Annotated in this window: 15 protein-coding genes and 1 pseudogene; 1 reads left to right on the top strand and 15 read right to left on the bottom strand. The window is 55.5% G+C overall.

Annotation, left to right across the window (positions count from 1 at the left end):
• Window positions 1–702: 702 nt before the first annotated feature.
• The 4 genes and pseudogenes from DW082_RS06905 to DW082_RS06920 form a co-directional block, all read right to left on the bottom strand.
• Complete coding sequence (locus DW082_RS06905) at window positions 703–1095, bottom strand: hypothetical protein (protein ID WP_049702877.1); 393 nt, start codon at window positions 1093–1095, stop codon at window positions 703–705.
• Window positions 1096–1112: 17 nt separating this feature from the next.
• Complete coding sequence (locus DW082_RS06910; protein WP_049702876.1) at window positions 1113–2345, bottom strand: site-specific integrase; 1233 nt, start codon at window positions 2343–2345, stop codon at window positions 1113–1115.
• Window positions 2346–2607: 262 nt separating this feature from the next.
• Window positions 2608–5003: pseudogene (locus tag DW082_RS06915) on the bottom strand (alpha-L-rhamnosidase C-terminal domain-containing protein).
• On the bottom strand, window positions 5000–5377 hold the full coding sequence (locus DW082_RS06920) for an MmcQ/YjbR family DNA-binding protein (RefSeq protein WP_055205451.1): 378 nt from the start codon (window positions 5375–5377) through the stop codon (window positions 5000–5002). The pseudogene DW082_RS06915 and the gene DW082_RS06920 overlap by 4 nt, the downstream one beginning before the upstream one ends.
• A 328-nt stretch (window positions 5378–5705) precedes the next feature.
• Here DW082_RS06920 and DW082_RS06925 point away from each other — a divergent pair, with 328 nt between their 5' ends.
• Window positions 5706–6278, top strand: coding sequence for a hypothetical protein (locus tag DW082_RS06925; RefSeq protein ID WP_055205452.1), 573 nt, complete (start codon window positions 5706–5708; stop codon window positions 6276–6278).
• 95 nt (window positions 6279–6373) lie between these two features.
• On the opposite strand, the gene DW082_RS06930 is transcribed toward DW082_RS06925, so the two are convergent.
• The 11 genes from DW082_RS06930 to DW082_RS06970 all read right to left on the bottom strand — a co-directional run bounded on the left by DW082_RS06930 (window position 6374) and on the right by DW082_RS06970 (window position 18921).
• Window positions 6374–6574 carry a cold-shock protein gene (locus DW082_RS06930; protein ID WP_081032628.1) on the bottom strand — a complete coding sequence of 67 codons (201 nt, stop codon included), beginning with the start codon at window positions 6572–6574 and terminating at the stop codon, window positions 6374–6376.
• Between the two features lie 134 nt (window positions 6575–6708).
• Complete coding sequence (locus tag DW082_RS14510; RefSeq protein ID WP_182424116.1) at window positions 6709–6873, bottom strand: hypothetical protein; 165 nt, start codon at window positions 6871–6873, stop codon at window positions 6709–6711.
• Between the two features lie 16 nt (window positions 6874–6889).
• A complete protein-coding gene (locus tag DW082_RS06935) occupies window positions 6890–7402 on the bottom strand; it encodes a lipoate--protein ligase family protein (RefSeq protein WP_118457955.1) in 513 nt (170 codons plus the stop codon).
• Between the two features lie 8 nt (window positions 7403–7410).
• A complete protein-coding gene (locus tag DW082_RS06940) occupies window positions 7411–8712 on the bottom strand; it encodes a class II aldolase/adducin family protein (RefSeq protein WP_055205455.1) in 1302 nt (433 codons plus the stop codon).
• Between the two features lie 166 nt (window positions 8713–8878).
• Complete coding sequence (locus tag DW082_RS06945) at window positions 8879–10153, bottom strand: zinc-binding dehydrogenase (RefSeq protein WP_118457957.1); 1275 nt, start codon at window positions 10151–10153, stop codon at window positions 8879–8881.
• 198 nt (window positions 10154–10351) lie between these two features.
• Window positions 10352–12310, bottom strand: coding sequence for an SDR family NAD(P)-dependent oxidoreductase (locus tag DW082_RS06950; protein WP_118457958.1), 1959 nt, complete (start codon window positions 12308–12310; stop codon window positions 10352–10354).
• A 15-nt stretch (window positions 12311–12325) separates the two neighbouring features.
• Complete coding sequence (locus tag DW082_RS06955; protein WP_118457960.1) at window positions 12326–13513, bottom strand: hypothetical protein; 1188 nt, start codon at window positions 13511–13513, stop codon at window positions 12326–12328.
• A gap of 115 nt (window positions 13514–13628) precedes the next feature.
• Complete coding sequence (locus DW082_RS06960; RefSeq protein WP_259335546.1) at window positions 13629–15452, bottom strand: transketolase C-terminal domain-containing protein; 1824 nt, start codon at window positions 15450–15452, stop codon at window positions 13629–13631.
• On the bottom strand, window positions 15449–16108 hold the full coding sequence (locus DW082_RS15015) for a thiamine pyrophosphate-dependent enzyme (RefSeq protein ID WP_259335547.1): 660 nt from the start codon (window positions 16106–16108) through the stop codon (window positions 15449–15451). The genes DW082_RS06960 and DW082_RS15015 overlap by 4 nt, the downstream gene beginning before the upstream one ends.
• Before the next feature lie 39 nt (window positions 16109–16147).
• Window positions 16148–17506, bottom strand: coding sequence for a dihydrolipoyl dehydrogenase (gene lpdA / locus DW082_RS06965; protein WP_118457962.1), 1359 nt, complete (start codon window positions 17504–17506; stop codon window positions 16148–16150).
• 71 nt (window positions 17507–17577) lie between these two features.
• A complete protein-coding gene (locus DW082_RS06970; protein ID WP_118457964.1) occupies window positions 17578–18921 on the bottom strand; it encodes a dihydrolipoamide acetyltransferase family protein in 1344 nt (447 codons plus the stop codon).
• Window positions 18922–19254 lie beyond the last annotated feature (333 nt).

The raw sequence follows: 19254 nt of genomic DNA on the forward strand, positions 1-19254 counted from the left end.
CGTGTGGGGTCGGCGTTCTTCGGTATGATGAAACGCTCGATATGTGCGGTCGTTCCGCTGTCGCTGCCGTGCGCCTTTTCCATGTGTAAAACTACGAAACCCATATATTCTTCCTTTCTTTTTTGGCTTGTGAAACAATGATTTTTTGTATTTTCGGGGGCGGCAAATGCCGTCCCCGATGGGGTGTGCAGAGGGGCTTGCCCCTTGCCTTATTGGGGAATTTTCAGCGTTGCTTGCAATGCGGCTCGGAAAATTCCCTAATAAGCTATGGTATTTTCTTCGTAAATACCTGCGGCGTGCTGCCCGTCTGCCTTTCGGCGGTGGCTGTCCCTGCCGTCTGCTTACCCGTATAACCCCACCTTATTATTTTTCCCTTTCGGTCGGTGGTGGGCGGCGGGGCGGTCGTTTCCGTTTTCAAAGGCTCTTTTGCACGGGGCGGTCGGATACAAGGTTTTCCCGATAAATACGCTCGCAGCGAAGCGAGAGGAAGATTTATCGGGAAACGGCGCAGCCGCTTGACCTTTTAGCCGACATAAAGCCCCGTGCTTGCTTTGCCTTTGTAAACGGAAATGATTGCTCCGCTTTCCTCTGAAAAGAGGAATAGAACCTGCAATATATATCACCATAGTGATAGGTTTGCATGTTGGTATGCTGGTATGTTGGTATGTTTGCATGTTGGTATGTTGATATGTTGGTATATCATCACGCTTTCCAACGGCTGTTGGGCTTGCCGTCCGAAACAACCGACACGAATACCGTCGTTTTCTCTTTTCGCCCGTGTATAATCCTTTCCAATAATGCCCTGCGGACTTTCGCCGCCCCGAACGATTCGACACGGAAAGCGAGGGCGGCTATCGTTTCGAGGTTGTAAACCTCCGCGCTGTATCTGTCCGATATGCGGATAATGCGCTTTATGTCATATATACTCAAAACTCCGCTTTTGCAGAGTGCCTTTATCCCTGCCCGAACCGTCGGGACGATAACCCCGAACAGTTCGCAGATTTCCCACTCGGTCATGGCGGTTGCACCTATATCGTTCGGCAGGAAGATATTGCCCTGCTCGTCCATCGTGATAATATTCCTTTTTTCTTTCATCGGGATTCTGTTTTTAATTAGATGGCTCGGCAGATATTCTTCTCCATATCTTCCAACTTGTGCGACAAGGTTTCCATGTCTTGGCTTATCTTCTGGGCGGTGATTTTGGCGTAAATTTGGGTGGTCTTTATGTTGGTATGCCCTAAAAGACGGCTCACCGTTTCGATGGGTACGCCGTGCGATAAAAGTACGGTCGTAGCGTTCGTGTGGCGTGCAACATGGTAGGTCAAACGTACCTTGAAGCCGCATTGTCTGCCTATCTCTTTAAGTATCTTGTTGCAACTTCCGTTGCTCGGAACGGGGAAAACATGACCGTCCCTTGCCAGCCCCTTGTATTTCTCCATGATACGCTTGGGAACGTCCAAAAGACGGATGTTCGATTCGGTGTTGGTTTTCTTTCTTCGGGTGATTATCCACAGATTGCCGTCGAAGAATGTTTGCAGGCGGTCAATGGTAAGGTTCTTCACGTCCGAATACGCCAAACCCGTAAAAACAGAAAAGACGAACAAGTCCCGTACAAGTTCATGGGTGGCGTTCTTCATCGGTGCGTCCATGAGCGTCTGTATCTCCGTTTGGGTGAGGTAGCCCCTATCCACGCTTTCGGGAGAGTTGATATATCCCGCAAAGGGGTTGAACGGCAAACGCCCGTCGTTCCTCGCAATGGAAACGATGTGTTTCAACACAATCATGTAGCCCCACACGGTATTGGTGCGGCATTTCTTCTCCGTGCGCAAAAAATACTCGAAATCGTTGATGAATGTGAGGTTGAGTTCCTTTAACGGGATGTCCTCACGCTTGTAGGCATGGGGCAGGAACTCCCGAATATGGTTGCAGACCGTCCGATAACGGGTAAATGTCCCCTGCGCCCTGCTGTGTCCGACTTTCTTCTCAAACTCGGCGTTGTGCTGCTCGAACAGCTTCAACAAGGTTTCCTGCTTGACGCCGATACCGAGATAGGCGTCTTTGAGTTTGGCGGCGGTAACATAACCGTCCGTCTGCATCAGTTCTTGATAACGGCGGTTTACATCCACACGGATTTTATCTACCGCAAGGTTGATTCTCTGCGCTTCGACGCTCTTGCCCGAAGCACGGCTGTTCTTCACGTCCCACAACCGTGGGGGAACGTCCATCTTGCAACTGAACTGTTTAATCTCGCCGTCCACCGTGATACGGCACATCAGAGGCAGGTTGCCGTTCGGCTTCTCGCTGCCTTTCTTCACGTAAAATAATACCTTGAATGTACTTCGCATACTCACTCCTTTTTTGGGTTACAAAATTAGTTATTAGTGAGTTACCGACAGCTATGCAAATCGACGCAAAACGCAGAAACAGAAGTATTTAGCAAGAAATCTGCACCCGTTACGGGAGTAATGAGGTGGTAACTGAACTTCTGCACCGTTTGGCTTCGAGGTGGCATTTCGTTGGCTCTGCTCCATAGAAAAACAAAGCGTAACGAACGCTGTATCAGCTAATTCGCTACGCTTTGCCCAAATTTGCTTTTTCGCTATGTGTTTATTTTATGTTGATCGTTTGCGTGCCGCCCCGCAGCGGACGGGTTTCCCCCTTCCAGACGAAAGTGCCTTCGACCGCATCGGGCAGCGAAATTTCGGCGAACAGTTCTCCGCGTTTGCCGACGTGGTAGCGGACGGCGACGTCGCCTGAGGATGCGGGATCGATCCGGAGGCTTCTTTCAGTTTGCCGAGCGACGGTGCGATTCGGACTTTCGAGAATCCGGGGCCGTCGCTGTCGATGCCGAGGACGATCCGGAAAAATTCGATGTTCGGGCTGGCTCCCCAGGCATGGCAGTCCGAACGCGACGGTTCGGGTTGCTCGGCCCACGTAGTCAGTCCCAGCGCCATCTGGTCGTCCCAGACTTTCAGGTTGTCGAGCAGCCGGTCGCCGAGCCCGGCCTTTTGCAATGCCTGGTTCAGATAGTACCGGAAATAGATCGTGGCTTGCGTCAGGGTCGTGTCGGACAGCGTACGCTCCATCACGGCTTTCGCTTCGTTCCCGCTTACGGCGCCCAGCAGGACGGCCAGTACGTTGACGTGTTGCGAGTAGTTGCGCCGGTCGTACGTGTCGGCGAACAGACCTTTGTTTTCGTCCCAGTATTTCGGACGGATCGTTCCTCGGATCGCATCGGCCATTTTACGGAACCGCTCCCCGTACATCGGGATGCCGAAAGCCTGTTCCATTTCGGCCATTGCATCGAGCCCCATGACGAACAGCAGATCCTGGAACGCCGAATTTCCCTCTTTTTCGCGGATCGGTTCCCCGCCGTCGAAGTTCGACGCCCAGTCGGCGAAGAACCAGTGCGGGATATAGCCCAGCGAATGATCTTCGCGCAGGAATCCTTCGTACCACGACAGCACGCCGCGGAAAGCGGGCAACAGCGTTTTCAGGTACTCTTCGTCGCCGCGGTAACGCCAGTAGTCGTATCCGGTGCAGATCCAGTAAAGCGAGAAAGACGAAATGAACTGATGCAATCCCGACGGATAGCGGCTCATCGTGATTCCGTCGGCCACGATCGACTGCCGGCCCTGCTCCAGCGCATTGCGTACCATGTACGGATCGCGCGTGTTATACAGCGAGATCATCGCTTGGATCCGCGTGTCGCCGAAATATTGCAGTTGCTCGTAATAGGGACAGTCCATGTAGGTTTCGTTGGCGCACAGCCGGGCGGTGCGCCAGCCGATATCCAGCATCCGCGACAGTTTCTCGTGTCCCGGCGCCGCGAACGACGATGCCCTTTCGAACGGATAGGCGGTGAATGTCCCGTAGATGTCTTGCAGTTCCAGCGGTTCGTCCTGCGTCGTGACGGTCAGTTTGACATACCGCCATGTACGCCACCACAGTGTCGTATAGAGCCGGCCGTTACCGCCGTCCGGACGAACGATATCTTCGTAGCCGAGGAACTGTTTGTTTTTTACTTCGTTGCGGTCGTCTTTGAAAAAGGTCTGCGTATCGCGGTAGAGCGCTTCGGCATAAGCGACGGTGATCTGCGAGCCTTTTCCACCGCTAAACAACAGCGATAGGTAGGCGGTCGTCAGCGAGTCGTTGTCGAGCAGGATTTCGGCGGTCGTATGGGCCGGAACGGTCACCGTCGCGGCCCGGCCGGGAAATCCTTCCGGAATACGCACGCCGTCGCTCCGCCGCACTTCGGCGAAACGCTCGGTACGGTTTTCCATCGGCGGGATCGGCGTAGGCACCAGCAGGCGTCCCGGATAGTCGCGCGCTCCTTTGGCTCCGCCGGTCATGCCGGCCTGCGCTTTGTTCCATGCCGAGTCGTCGAATCCGGGCGTTTCCCAGCCCCAGGGGTAGGCGGCCGCGTCGACCTGCTCGCCCGGTCCTGCGGCATAATAACCGTAGACGCGCGCCTGGTGCGGTTTGTAGGAGTCGTTGTGGCTGCACAGCCAACTGTCGTTCGTATTGACGGCCTCTTCGGCCGCTGTGTTGCCCTGTACGATCAACCCGGTCTGGTTGAAGCTGACCTGGGCGACCGGTTTCATTTCCGCGAAGTTCCATACGACGGCTGCCAGCGTATTTTTGCCGGGTTTCAGCCACCGGGCCAGATCGACCGTTTCGAAGTTCCAGTTGAATACGTCGCCGCGGGCCGGGCCGACCGAAGCCAGCTCGCCGTTGACGTACAGCTTGTAACGGTTGTCGGCCGAGACGTGCACGACGAACCGTTCCGGTTGCTCGGGAAGTTCGAACGTTTTTCGGAAATGGTAAATCCCGTAAGCGTTTTGAGGTTCTCCGGGGACGGAAATCCATTGAGCCGTCCAGCGTCCGTCGAGCCATTGCGGCGCAATGTCGGCCTGGCGGTATCCCTCCAGATGGATCTGGGCCGCAACCGGCGCGGCAAGCGTGCACAGGACGAAGCAAATCGGCAGGTAAAATTTTTTCATCGGTTTTCGTTATTTTCGACGTAAGCGTTTCGTATTTCGTCGCGTATTGTTTTCGGCAAGCTTTTTACGACCAGCAGGTAGGAGTCGCGGATCCATTCCCTGATCAGACCGGCCGGCAGGTCGCCGTCCGTGCGGACGGTGTTCCAGTGGCGTTTGTTCATGTGCCATCCGGGCGAGACTTCTTCGTAAGTCTCCCGTAGTTCCACGGCCCGGTCGGGATCGCACTTGACGTTAATCCACCGGCTGTCGGTCATATCGGTCAGCAGAAACATTTTACCGGCTACTTTGTAGACGAGCGTCGTTTCGTCGAACGGAGTGGTTTCTTCGGTTGCAGGCAGCGAGAGACAAAACTCTCGCAGTTCGAAAATGTCCATTTCGGTCGTGTCTTTGGTTAGGACGGCTCTTTTTGCCGTCGAATAGTGGGGTTCGGATCGCGGGGCAGGAACCCGGTCGTGTTACCTTGCCGAAAGCAAATATACCAATAAAAAAGGGTTTTGCAACGGCTTTTATTCCGATTTGTTCCGATTCTGGTCGGTTTCGTTTTCCGGGTTCGGCGGTATGGGCGCGACGGGGGAGACGACCGGATCGGGCAACGGCGATTTGTCTGTGCGATTTTTGCAGCATACTGCCGGTGTATCCGGTTCAGTCCGGTAATCAGACGATTCGATGTTGAACAAATTTAATAACCTAATTCAAAAAACGATGAAAAAAATTATCACTCTTCTGGCAGTTGTCGCATTCGTCGTGTCCTGTTCGCAGTCCCGCAAGTGGACCGACAAGGAACGCGAAGAAGTACGCAAAACCCTCCGCGATTACCGCGATCGTTCGGCGATCCGACACATGGAAGCCGCCAATTACGGCAACCTCGAACAGTGCGTGCTGACGACGATCGAAGGCACTTATCCCGATTACAACAAGTACGATCAGCTTACGGCTAAGGAGGATACGCTCAACGCTGCGATGGTCTCCTGCGTCGGTTTCTCGATCGGCGATAATTTCGAGAATCTGCCGTTGCTGTTTCCGGCGGCCGAGTTGCAACAGGCCGGTATCCTGCCCGCAGGCGCGACCGACGAACAGATCCAGGCCTTTTATACTTGCCTGGCCGGAAAGGTGAAAGAACTGTACGTGACGCCGCAGCAGTTTACCGTCGCTCTGTTCGTGCAGCCGGGCGTACCGACCGAGCTGGCCGACGCGATGCAACAGTGCGCCGCTTCGGTGGCGGCTCCGGCCGCCGATTCGACGGCCGTGAAACCGGCCGCTCCGGCAAAGAAATAGCCGTTTGGCGAAAAGTAAAAAAAGGACTGCTCTGTGAGCAGTCCTTTTTTTGTGGATTTAATAGAAAAAATCAGTATTTTGATGAATACAAAATCTTATCCTATTACAGAAACGTTTACAGCTTGTTCGCCTTTCTTGCCTTCGTTGACTTCGAATTCGACGTGCTGTCCTTCTTCCAGGCCGCGGAAACCTTCTTTGTTAATACCGGTGTAGTGAACAAAGATGTCGCTACCTGTTTCGGTTGTGATAAAGCCATAACCTTTGGCCGAATCAAACCACTTTACTGTACCTTTCATAAAAAATGTAATTAAAGAAATAAATCAACACAAAGGAAAACAAAAAGTTCGGAAAAACAATAGCATGCGCGTTTTATTTTTATTTTTTTGCGTTTTATTTTTCCGGAACCCCGAATGACCGCTCCCAGAGTGCGTTATCCGTATTTCTCTTGTGCGATCCTACGGACTTTTTCGACGATTTGCGACGGAACCGGACGGATCGGATCACAGTCGTAGTAGGCTGACAGGAAGTCTGTTAATCTCGAAAGGAACGTTTCGGTCGTCTCTTCCGTACCGGTGATCGAGGCGATGTTGGTCACCGGACTCGGTACCGAGCTACGCTTTTGCCTCGCAATGAGCGATCCCCGCGCAGCTGTAGTCCAGCCGTTCCAGGTCGGTACGGTGCAGCAGCGTGCCGTGGAAGAGTTGGCTGGTGCGCGTCACGTGCGAAGCGGTGCCCGATATTTTGTATCCGGCCGCCAGCAGTTCTTTACGCGCGCCTATCGTGGCTTCGATTCCGTTCGCCCGCAGCGCGGCGACGATCGGAACGCCGAAGTCCCGGTCGAGCACCGGGACGGAGCCTTTGTCCGCAATAAAGGCGTAGTTGATGTTCCCGTAGTCGTGGAAGACGGTTCCGCCTCCGGACAGCCTTCGGACGACCTCGATGCCGTGTTCGCAGCAATATCCGGTGTCTACTTCCGCCTCGATGCGCTGGTTGCGCCCGACGATGACCGACGGCCGGTTGATATAGAATAACAGAACGTCCCCTGCGGGACGTTCTGTCAAAAGATACTCTTCCAGGGCGCAATTGAATGCCGGAGAGTCGGATATGCTCCTAAGCAGCAGCATACCGCGTGTTATTTTACGTGGAATGCCACGCGCAAGTCTTCCACTTCCTTGTCCGTGATCGGTTTCAGTTCGCCGATCGGGGCGGCCATAATCAGCGATTTCGCGCTGAATTCGGCTACTTCCAGCCGGTCGAACGTTTGCAGCAGACCGTCGCCGGTGATCAGCACCGAGTCGTTGGCCAGCAGTACGGCGGGTACGCTCTTCAACGCTTCCGAGATCTTCTTGCTGTCCTCGTACTGAACGCCGAACGGAATGATCGGGGTATCCTTCAGGAAGATCCAGCTTTCCGGGATCGTCCGTACGTTGAACTTCACGCCCGAAGTGCAGAAACCCATCAGGTGAGGAGGCTGCGTGATGATGATCGAGTTGATCTCCGGATGGTTCTGGTAGATCTCCTGGTGCAACGCTACCGAGCGGCTCGGGATCTTGCCCGCTTCCACCATGCCGTTTTTCACCTGCACGATGTTGCTCGGTTCGATGTCCCAGCGCGGAACGCCCGGAGGGGTGATTAGGAAGTCGTTGCCTCTCCAGCGTACCGATACGGTACCGTAGGTGCTGATCATCAATCCCTGGTCGCAAGCGCGGCGCACCATCTTGACGATCAGGCTGCGGATCGCGCGTTCGTCGGACGGGTAGGTGACCCCCATGAAGTGCGGGAAATCGGTCGGCAGCGAACGTTCGTGCTGGTCGATCTGCTCGTCGGTCAGGTAAGTCGGCTCGCCGAGCGTCTTCGCGTTGATGACCGTGCGGGCGCAGAATTCGAGCGTCTCGAAACGCTGATAAGCGTCCATCAGGTCTTCGCCGCAGAGCACCACGCCGTGGTTCTCCATGATCACGGCCTTATAGTCGGGGTGATTTTTGAATTCGGTAGCGATTTTCTTGCCCAGTCCCTGACTTCCCGGGACGTCGTAAGGAGCGAACCCGATCGTTCCGCAGACGCGTTTTGCCTGGGGAATGATGTTGGTGTTCGGAATCTGGTGCGTGATACTGAACGATACGAGTGCGGGCGGATGCGCGTGGATCACTGCGGTCATCTTCGGACGCATTTCGTAAATCGCCTTGTGGAACGGGAATTCCGAGGACGGTTTGTGCGGTCCGATCACCGTACCGTCCGCTTTTACGCAGACGATGTCTTTCGGGGTCAGCGAACCCTTGTCCACTGCTCCCGGCGTGATCCAGATGTCACCGTTTTCGTCCTTGATCGAAATGTTACCGCCCGAGGTGGTCGTCATTCCGCTCCGGTAAATGCGACCGATCACGACCGTAATCTGGTCGGCGGGGTGCATCAACTTAGTGTCTAACTGTTTCATAACCTAACTAATTGTTTTTTTAGCTCGAATGCTAAACCTGTTGTTTATCTAACTAACCTAATCGTGTTGCCTTTTTTGTAAGCCCGGCGGAAAACTTCCGTCCGCCGCCGGGCTTTGTTTTACAGTTTGACGCTAACGTTTCCCGTAACGCGCGTTTCGTGCGCGCTTACAGTTTATCGGCGTTGGCCAGCAGGTAGGCCTCCGCTTCGGGATTCCACAAACCCTTGTGCTTTTCGCAAAGTTTGTGCAGTTCGGCGTAAACCGGATTCGATTTGCCTTTTTCCCCGAATTCTGCGATCGGGGTCAGCGGCATTTCGATATGGGTGTATATCAATTTCTTTCCGCCGGGGATGCTCGGCAGGTTCAGCGTCGTTTCGATCACGGCGTTGATACCGCCTACGTGCGTTACCAGGCCGGCCGGATCGAGTCCTTTGCCCATCATCTCGATGGCTTCCTTCATGTCGTCCGTATTGCCGCCGCTGGTGCCTACGACGTGCGTGTAGGCGTAGTGTACGTTGTAGAAGTTGAATTGCGCCTTGAAATCCGTTTTGGCCGGGCCAGCGAAGAAGTTCAGGCAACCGTCGAATCCGAGGATCGCGTCTCCCTGTTCCACGACCGGAGCGACCGGAGCGAATACGAACACGTCGTCGTAGCCTTTGCCGCCGTTCAGCGCTTTCAGTTCCGCTGCCGGATCGGCCATTTTGCCGGTGTTGACGTATTTCAGTTCGATGCCGTTTTTAGCGGCTTCCGCGGGCGAATAGAGCGATGCGGCGCGATCCAGACGCGTCTGGTCGATATCGGTCACCACGATCAGCCTCGGTTTGCGGTCGGTGCGGTGGATGGCGTAGTTGATGGCGGCCAACCCCATCGGGCCCACGCCGGCGAGTACCGCCATGCTGCCGCCTTGTTTGATCTCCATCGCGTGTTTGTACGACCCGGGCGTGATGTGGTAGTTCGCATGCATCGCGCCGATCACGCACGACAGCGGTTCGGACAGCGAAGCGGGGTAATATCCGGCGCCGGTATACGGCAGCAGGCAACCGTTTTCCATCACTTCGTTCGGAATTACCACGTAGGTGGCGTCGCCGCCGATGAATTGGTACGAATAGCCCGGAGCGCTCAACACGCCGACCGGCCCTTTTTCGTAATTCAGCGCGGGTTGGATCGAGAATTTGTCGCCGGCTTTGAATTGTTTGCTCCACTTGCTGCCCACTTCGACCAGTTCCCCTGCGAATTCGTGGCCGATAATGACCGGACGCTGCGCGATGTCGCGCGGAACGCGTTTGTGGATGTCGGCCTCGTGGGAGGCTTTGTACGACGACATGCAGATGCTGTCGCACACGACTTTGGCGAGTATTTCGTTATCTTTGATCTTCGGCAGTTCGAATTCCTCCAATCGGAGGTCGTTTTTGCCGTACAGTCTTACAGCTTTTGTTTTCATGTGTTTTGGTTTTAAAAGTTCACGACGACAAGGTTTCACATGAAAAATCTAAATTTTCTGCAAAGATATACATTAAATTCATATCATGCGAATTTTTGTCATACTTATATAGGTTAAAGGCGTTACGAAACGGTTAACTGTCGGGCCCGCACCGTCCGTATTCGTACGGGCCCGATAGTCGGTGTGTTCCGTCTTCCGTTAGCTCAGCATCACCTGACCGCCGGTGACCGGTACGGCCTGCCCCGTTTCGCAGGTCTGTTCGATCAGGTACAGCACGGCTTTGGTAACGTCCTCCGGGCCGGTTCCCTTACGCATCGGAACCTGATCCATGTAGAACTTGCGGACGTCTTCGACGGTCTTCGCTCCCGGCACTTTGCCTGCGTGCAGGTATTGCAGGAACAGTCCGTTCTCGGGGTTCGACCACAGCGGCCCTTCGTAGAAGTTGCCCGGACATACCGAGTTCACCTTGATCCGGAACGGAGCCAGTTCCAGCGCGAACGACTGCGTCAGCCCGATTCCGCCGAACTTGCCGCCGGCATAGGCGAAGTTCGCCTTCGAACCGCGCAGACCCGATTTCGAGTTGATTTGGACGATGTCGCCGTAGTTTTCGGGCGCGTATTTGTTCTGCAGCTTCATCACGCGCGAAGCCGCTTGTGCACAGTAGAAGTAAGCGTTGTAGTTGATTTTCGTGACGAATTCGAAGTTTTCGGGCGTCATCTCTTCGAGACCGCCGGCGCGCAGAACGCCCGCGTTGCTGACGAATACGTCGAGTCCGCCGAAGTTGCACACCGTTTCGTGGATCAGGTTGCGCAGGCTCGCCGTATCGGCTACGTTCGTCTTGACGAAAATCGCGCGGTTGCTTTTGGCCATGCCGCTGAGCCGCTCGGCGGTCGCCAGACCGACCGTTTCGTTCAGGTCGGCCACCACGATGTTCGCCCCTTCTTTGATCAGACAGGCGGCGATCCCTTCGCCGAACCCCTGGGCGGCTCCGGTGACGATGATCGTCTTGTTCTCGACGCGGCCCGAAGCTCCGCCGGCGCTTACTTTGCGGCGGTAGTTTTCCACTTCCCAGTTGTCGATGAAGTCGATCTGTCGCTGGGTCATCGGGTGTTCGCCGCCGAATGCCTGCGCGATCAGGGCGATCTTCATCATGTCTTCGTAGACGTCGAGGATGATGTCGCAGCCCGCGGCGTTGTCGCCGACGGCTACCAGGCCGATCCCTTTGATCAGGATCACTTTCGGCGTGTAACCGTTCTTATTTACATACGCTTCGATCTCTTTTTCGGCCGTTTCCAGCAGCGCTTCCTTGCTATCGCAGTCGAAATAGAGGTATTTCGATTTGCAATATACGATCGCGTCCGGCGAGAACGGAGCGGCTACCTTGGCGTACTCGGCCGCCGAAGAGAGAAAGTGTTTGGTCAGTTCGTTATTGCGTACTTTCAGCGTTTTGAGACCCTGCTTGCTGAGCATCATCCGGATGGCGGGCAGCACTTCCTGAGCGCATTCGCATACCAGAACGTCTCCTTCGGGCAGTTTCGCGCCGGCCGCCTTTTCGATCGTTCCGAGCACTTTTTCGTAGATGGCTTCCACCTCTTTGGTCGTATTCGCTCCGACGAAGATGCCGTGGTTCTGCAGCAGCAGGATTGCGGGCTCCTTGCCGAATTTCGCTTTGTAGGCGTTGATCCGGTTTTCGACTTCTTTGAAGAGCACGTAACCCGGGTCGGTGTACGGAATGTAAACCGCATCGTCGCCGAACAGCTTTTGCGTTTCGGCCTCTGCGTTTTGGCCGCACATCAGGCCGTTGACCATCGTCGGATGCAGGTGTACGATGAAGTTAGCTTCCAGCGCGTTGTGCATCGACGTCTCGACCGACGGACGGCGATCTTTGGTGATGCAGGCGGCCGCCAGGTCGTTTTTGACCTCTTCCTCGCGGGCTGCCGTGTCGCTGCTGTACGTTTTTTCCGAGATCACGTTCAGCTTTTTACGGTCGAGCACCGCAAAGCCGTCCTCGGTAATGGTGGCCAGCGCGCATCCGCTCGCTTTGACCCACAGTTTTTCCGCATTTTTGTACGAAGTGTTTCCGCCGCCGGCGATGACATAGCGGCTGTCTTTGCCGTATTTGCGGGATATCTCGATCAGTTCTTCTATCTCTTTCATGATTGGTTTACGGGTTTAAAGGATGATGGATTTGATAACGCGGTCGCCGTGCTTGACGTATTCGTCGCGTTTGTCGATATCGGCCTTTCCGCGGCTGTCTACGTAGCCTTGCATACCGCTGCGGACGATGTCCTGATGGGCGGCCACGACGCAGGCGCCGCAGTAGTTGATGAATTTGAGCCGTTCGGTCAGCGGCGCGCCGCCGCGGGCGAACAGTTCGATCGGTTCCATCGCGGGCGTGTTGTGTTCCGAGCCGAACGTTACGACGAAACCGTTGTCGTGCAGGTAGCCGGCGTACTTCTCAAGCACTTCGACGCTGTTGCGCGTCGTGATGAATTCTACCGAGAAAATACCGCGCTGGCGCAGGATCTCGGCCGTTTTCACGACGTCCTGTTCGAAGTCGGTGAATCCGCCCTTCGCATCGTCCGCCAGGAACGGGTAGGTCGGGATGCCCCCGGCGGCCAGGATGATCTTGCGTACCGTGTCCATCGGCAGGAATGCTTTCGGGTCTTCCGGGACGAAAGCCGCTCCGCCCGCTTTGAGCAGGTTGCCGCGAATTTCGTTCTCGACGGCGGCGAGGTCGTCTACATTCGATTTCAGCGCCTTGCCTCCGAAAATCGTTTCGAAGAATTTAGCGATGGCGGCCTTGTCGTTGTTAAAATGCGCGTATGCGGCGATCCGCAGCGCTTTGGCCAGATGGCGTTCGCGGATCGAACCTTTGGTCAGCGTCTTCTCGATCAGGTCGAAGTCGAGCCTGAACGGGGCGTCGTACGATGCGAGCACGTCGTTCAGCTTGCCGCACATGGTTTTTACCTGCGCGTTCGATTCGGCGCGGACGTTGGCCAGTTGCGAGGCGTACGGTTCGGGCAGGTCGATCGGGTAGGCGAGGCCTTTGCCGCTGAGGTAGGTGCGGCCCGGGTTGTTCGGGTCGTTCACCCGTATGCCGGCGGCTTGGTCTTCTTCTTGCAGGCTGATGAACTCGATGTTGAACAGCGGGAACAGCTTGCGCTGAATACATCCGTCGTTCCACTCTTTGTAGCCGTCCATCGAATAAAAGTCGTTGATGCCGACCACTTTCACGTTTTCGTTGACGGCGCGATCCAGCGCGTCGGTCAGTTTGTCGAAAGCGCTGAACGAGTACGGCGTGTGCAGGTGTGCGTTGACGTCGACGCATTCGAGCTTATGTTTTTTTGACACATCCATGATTGTCGGTAGTTTTACGTTTATTAGGTTTTGACATGTTTCGTTAAGAACGAAAGGTCACACGGACTTCGATATCTATGCGACCTTTCGGAAATCGGTGTTATGTTACACGTCTTTAGATACCTTCTTTAGCTCGGCGGATCTGTTCGGCATCGGTGTAGTTACGCGTCGGAACGTATCCTTGCAACGGAACGATCTTTTCGTGGATGATGTCCAAGAAGCTGTCCGGTTGCGGGAAGAACGCGTATTCCAGCTCGTAGGCCGGCGTGATCCAGTCGCGCGATCCCAGAACGACGGCGGGCGCGTCCAGGTAATCGAACGCCAGTTCGGTGATGTTGCGGGCCAGGTCGTTCAGGAACGAGCCGCGCGCCGTAGCGTCGCCGGCGATGACGATCCGTCCGGTTTTCTTCACCGAAGCGAGCACTTTCTCGTAGTTGAACGGAACGAGGCTGCGCGCGTCGATCACTTCGGCGCTCATGCCGTATTTCTCTTCGAGCGTTTTGGCCGCTTCGAGCGCGCGGTACAGCGTGGCGCCGATGGTCAGGATTGTGATGTCCTTGCCTTCGCGTTTCACGTCCGGTTCGCCCAGAGGAATTTCGTAGTATCCTTCCGGAACGCCGCCTTCGTGGAACTGCTCGCCCACGTCGTAGATACGCTGGCTTTCGAAGAAAATCACCGGATCGGTGCCCTGCAGAGCCGCATTCATCAAACCTTTGGCGTCGTACGGAGTAACCGGGAACACCACTTTCAGGCCCGGGATATGGGCTGCCAGCGACGTCCAGTCCTGCGAGTGCTGCGCGCCGTATTTCGAACCTACCGATACGCGGACGACTACCGGCATCTTCAGGATGTTGCCGCTCATGGCCTGCCATTTGGGTAGCTGGTTGAACACTTCGTCGCCGCAGCATCCGAGGAAGTCGCAGTACATGATTTCGGGGATTACGCGGCCGCCGCACATGGCGTATCCGATAGCCGTTCCGATGATGGCGGCTTCGGCGATCGGCGAGTTGAACAGGCGGTGGTACGGCAGCGCTTCCGTGAGACCGCGGTATACGGCGAACGCGCCGCCCCAGTCGCGGTTTTCTTCACCGTAGGCGACCAGCGACGCGTCTTTGTAGAAGCGGTCGATGATGGCTTCGAAGATACCGTCGCGCAACTGGAACTGTTTCATCTTCGAGAACGGCTTGCCGTCCTTGTCGAACGCGAAACGCTCTTTCTTGGCGATCTGCTGTACGCGCGGGTTTTCGCTCATCGGGTGGTTCACTTCCGGCTTAGCGTCCGACAGCGAGTCGATCGACTGGTTCGAGAACATCATCGTGCCGAGCAGTTCCTGATCTTTGTGCAGGTCCATACGCGGGGAAAGTTCGTCGTCGATAGCCAGTTTGAAGGTATCGAACATGATGTCCTTCACCTCTTTGGTCGTGGCGTCCAAGTCGGCCTGCGTTGCGATGCCGGCGGCGATCAGTTCCTTGCCGTAGGCTGCGATGCAGTCTTCCGCTTCCCAGGCTTCCACCTCTTCTTTGGTACGGTACGACGAAGCGTCGGAAGGCGAGTGGCCGCTGTAACGGTACGTCAGCACGTCGATCAGTACCGGGCCGTCTTTTTCCTCTTCGAGGATCGCTTTCTTACGGCGGTAGCAGTCGATCACGGCCAGCGGGTTGAAGCCGTCCACGCGTTCTGCGTGCATCTGGGCCGGGTTGACGCCGGCGCCGATGCGGGCCGCGAAGTCGAAGCCCATCGTTTCGCCGCGGGTCTGACCGCCCATGCCGTACTGGTTATCCATGATGTTGATGATCACCGGCAGGCCGCCTTTCATATCGTCCGCCCACAGTTGTTTGAACTGATCCATCGCAGCGAAGGTCATGCCTTCCCAAACCGGGCCGCGGGCCATCGACGCGTCGCCGAGGTTGGCAACCACCACGCCCGGCTTGCGGTTCACTTCTTGTACAGGGCCGCACCTACTGCGATGCTGCCGCTACCGCCTACGATGGCGTTGTTCGGGTAGATGCCGAACGGCGTGAAGAAGGTGTGCATACTTCCGCCGAGGCCTTTGTTGAACCCGGTCGTGCGGGCGAATACCTCGGCCAGCGCGCCGTACAGCAGGAAGCGGATACCCAGTTCTTTTACGGAACCGCCCTTGAAAGCTTTCTTGGCGACGTTTACCGTAGCGCCGTCCCAGAATTCGTTCATCACCTTCTCCAGATCCTTGTCGTCGAGTAGCTCGATGGCGCGAAGACCTTTGGCGAGAATTTCGCCGTGGCTGCGGTGCGAACCGAAGATAAAGTCATTGATATCGAGCATGTAAGCCATACCTACGGCGGCGGCTTCCTGACCGGCCGACAGGTGCGCCGGGCCCGGGTTGTTGTATTCCACGCCGTTGTATCCGCCGGTCGTTTTTACCAGTTGCAGCATGGTTTCGAATTCGCGGATCACGACCATGTCGTGGTAAATGCGTTTCAGATCGTCCTTGGTGAAGTTCTTCGCCTTGAGCTCTTCCTTGATCGTCTTTTTGTACTGATTGACCGGAATCGGGGTGAAGGTGATCTCACCGGCTTTCCGCATCTCTTTCGGGTCGATATATTGCGACTTAGGCATAATATATGATTTTTAAGTTTTTAATTAGTTGTTATTCGGTTAGAAAGCAAAAATGGTTTCTTTGAAAATTTCGGATACGGTCGGGTGCGGGAATACGACTTCCTGCATCTCTTTGAGCGTCATTTCCTGTTCGATGGCCATGCAGGCGCCGTAGATGATCTCGCTGCACGGGTTGCCGAGCATGTGTACGCCGAGCACTTCGCCGTATTTGGCGCCTACCAATACTTTGCACAGGCCGCTACCGCCTTCGTTTTCGGCGACGAAGCGTCCGGCATAGGCCATCGGCAGTTTTGCGATGCGGTATTCGATACCTTCTTTTTTAGCCTGTTCTTCGGTCAGTCCGACGCCGGCTACTTCCGGATTCGTATAAACTACGCCCGGGATCGCGTTGTAACGCATGACGTCCGGACGGCCCGTCAGGTTGTTAACGACTACTTCGCCCTCGCGGCTGGCCGTGTGCGCCAGCATCGAGAATCCGGTCACATCGCCCGCGGCGAAGACGTTCGGCACGTTCGTGCGCATCTTGTCGTCCACTTTGACCGCGCCGCGGTTCAGTTCCAGACCGAGGTTTTCGAGGCCGATGCCCGCCGTAACGGCGCGACGACCGACGCTCATCAGGATCTTGTCGCCTTTGGCCGACAGCGTTTTGCCGTCTTTGTCTACATAGACCACTTCGTTGCCGCGAATTTCGGTCACTTTGCAGTTGAGATTGAACTTGATCCCTTTCTTTGCGTAAATATCCTGCAACATCGAGCTGATTTCGCCGTCCAGTCCGCCGAGGATTTTCGGCAGCATCTCTACGACGGTCACTTCGGTGCCGAGGCTGTTGAAGAAGCTCGCGAACTCCATCCCGATCACGCCGCCGCCGATAATTACCAGCGATTTGGGCTGCTCTTTCAAGTCGAGGATTTCGCGGTTCGTAACGATCGCGTCGCCGGCTTCTTTGACGCCCGGAATCGGCGGAACGAAGGCTTCCGAACCGGTGCACAGTAGCAGGTTCACCGCATAGTACGTTTCGCCGTTGCACTCGATCTCGATTCCGTTGGCCGAGCGTCCTTTGATTTTGGCTTCGCCCTTGACGACCCGCACCTTGTGCGCTTTCATCTTCGAGCCGACACCGCCCACCAATTTTTTCACCACTTTATTTTTGCGGTCGACGATCTTGCCGAAATCGAACGTCGCGCCCGGCGCGCTGATTCCGTATTTGTCGCCGTGTACGGCGTAGTCGTATACTTTGGCGCTGTAAAGCAGGGTTTTGGTCGGGATGCATCCTTCGTTCAGGCAGACGCCGCCCAATTCCCTCTTTTCGAACAGCACGACGTTCAGCCCTTTCGCACCGGCGCGTTCCGCAGCCACGTAGCCGCCGGGACCGCCTCCGATAATTGCTAAATCAATCATTGTATTTCGGTTTATAGTTTTAGTGATGAACTCCGAAACGCCTTCAGTGGCGTTTCGGAGTCCGGTTGGTTTTACAATTCGAATTCGAGGTTTTCGATCTCCGTGGCGATCTGTTTCACGAAACGGGTCGCTTCGCCGCCGTCCAGCGCGCGGTGATCGTAGGTAAGGCTCAGTCCGATGTGCGGAACGAAACCGTAGACTCCGCCGCCGAGGTCTTTCGGACGCGGAACGATCGTGTTCACGCCGAGGATCGCAACCTGCGGCAGATTGATGACCGGGGTAAAGATCTCTACGCCGTAGTTGCCGAGATTCGATACGGTGAACGAAGCGGCTTCCGAAGAGAGCAGATCCGGATCGATCGAGCCTTTCTTGCAGGCTTCGGCGACCTCTTTGAGCTGGCTGGCCAGCCCCTGGATCGACAGGTCGTCGGCATTCTTGACGGTCGGAACCATCAGGCCGCGTTCGGTATCGACGGCCAGTCCGAGGTGCACCTTCGAGAAGTTGCGGGTGCTGTCGCCGAGGAAGTGGGCGTTGACCTGCGGGAACTTCTTGAGAGCCTTGATAACGGCCATACATACCATGTCGTTGAGGGTGATGTTGGTCGGGTAGCCGTTTTCGACCGCTTTTTTGACCTTCTTGCGCAGCGCCATGATGCGGCGGGCGTCGGCGCTGAGGTGGTGGGTAAGCTGCGCCGAATTCTGCAACGAAGCGTGCATCGCCTTGGCGATGATTTTGCGCATGTTCGAGATCGGCTTGATTTCGCTGTCGGTGGCGTAAACCGAATTCTTCAGCGCGCCTACGTCGGCGCCTTTGGCCATGCCGGCCAGTCCGCTTCCGGCCGTCGGAAGGGCTGCTCCCGTCTCTTTGATAATGGCTTTGGCCAGGGGCGTGGTTTTCGGAGCGGCTTCCGCGGCGGCTTTTACGTCGCGTTCGATCACGCGGCCGTGAGGGCCCGTTCCGGTCAACGCGGCAGCGTTGACGGCTTCTTTTTCTGCCAGCGCTTTGGCGCGCGGGGATACCGGCGACATTGTCCCCGAAGGAGCTGCCGCAGGCGCTGCCGCCGGTGCGGGCGCTGTCGTTTTTACTTCGGCGGGCGCTACCGTGGCCGCTGCCGCCGGCGCCGCAACTTCTGCTGCGGGAACTGCGCCACCCGGACGGAATTCGTCGGTGGATTCGCCTTCGTTGCCGATCACCATTACGTTGGTCAGCACCGGTATTTCATCGCCGTTGTCGAAAAAAACGTCCAGAACCGTTCCGGCTACCTGGGCTTCTTCCTCGAAAGAGGCTTTGTCCGTTTCATAGGCGAAAAGGATGTCTCCCACCGCTACGGTGTCGCCTTTTTTCTTTTTCATTTCGGTCAGGATACAGCTTTCTACGGACTGTCCCTGCTTCGGCATGATAACTACTGTTGCCATAATTTAGGTTTAAGTATGTTGGTTTTAAATTGTAGTTTTTGGAAAATCATTGCAAAGTTACAACAATAACTTAGATATACAAGTGATTTTGATAATTTTTTTTAAGCGTTGATAACAAGCGTGTTATTGAAAATATTAATACTTACAAGTTTGTAGCTTGTATATACAAATTTGTTGACTTGGAATTTGGAATAACAGAATACTTTGTCTACTTTTGGACTGCCCGGCGCGCGGTTCGGACGGTCGCCCGATCGCAGTATCCGGTTGACCGATAAGCCGGTTCGTCGGCGTGCGGGGCGATTAATTCAGAGAAGTTGTTATGGGCAATTTGCC

This window comes from Alistipes sp. AF48-12, assembly GCF_003477565.1.
Classification (GTDB): domain Bacteria; phylum Bacteroidota; class Bacteroidia; order Bacteroidales; family Rikenellaceae; genus Alistipes_A; species Alistipes_A hominis.

Coding starts and splice junctions, on each gene's coding strand:
- DW082_RS06905 (WP_049702877.1), bottom strand. CDS start 1,095: ATGAAAGAAAAAAGGAATATTATCACGATGGACGAGCAGGGCAATATC.
- DW082_RS06910 (WP_049702876.1), bottom strand. CDS start 2,345: ATGCGAAGTACATTCAAGGTATTATTTTACGTGAAGAAAGGCAGCGAG.
- DW082_RS06920 (WP_055205451.1), bottom strand. CDS start 5,377: ATGGACATTTTCGAACTGCGAGAGTTTTGTCTCTCGCTGCCTGCAACC.
- DW082_RS06925 (WP_055205452.1), top strand. CDS start 5,706: ATGAAAAAAATTATCACTCTTCTGGCAGTTGTCGCATTCGTCGTGTCC.
- DW082_RS06930 (WP_081032628.1), bottom strand. CDS start 6,574: ATGAAAGGTACAGTAAAGTGGTTTGATTCGGCCAAAGGTTATGGCTTT.
- DW082_RS06935 (WP_118457955.1), bottom strand. CDS start 7,402: ATGCTGCTGCTTAGGAGCATATCCGACTCTCCGGCATTCAATTGCGCC.
- DW082_RS06940 (WP_055205455.1), bottom strand. CDS start 8,712: ATGAAACAGTTAGACACTAAGTTGATGCACCCCGCCGACCAGATTACG.
- DW082_RS06945 (WP_118457957.1), bottom strand. CDS start 10,153: ATGAAAACAAAAGCTGTAAGACTGTACGGCAAAAACGACCTCCGATTG.
- DW082_RS06950 (WP_118457958.1), bottom strand. CDS start 12,310: ATGAAAGAGATAGAAGAACTGATCGAGATATCCCGCAAATACGGCAAA.
- DW082_RS06955 (WP_118457960.1), bottom strand. CDS start 13,513: ATGGATGTGTCAAAAAAACATAAGCTCGAATGCGTCGACGTCAACGCA.
- DW082_RS15015 (WP_259335547.1), bottom strand. CDS start 16,108: ATGCCTAAGTCGCAATATATCGACCCGAAAGAGATGCGGAAAGCCGGT.
- lpdA (WP_118457962.1), bottom strand. CDS start 17,506: ATGATTGATTTAGCAATTATCGGAGGCGGTCCCGGCGGCTACGTGGCT.
- DW082_RS06970 (WP_118457964.1), bottom strand. CDS start 18,921: ATGGCAACAGTAGTTATCATGCCGAAGCAGGGACAGTCCGTAGAAAGC.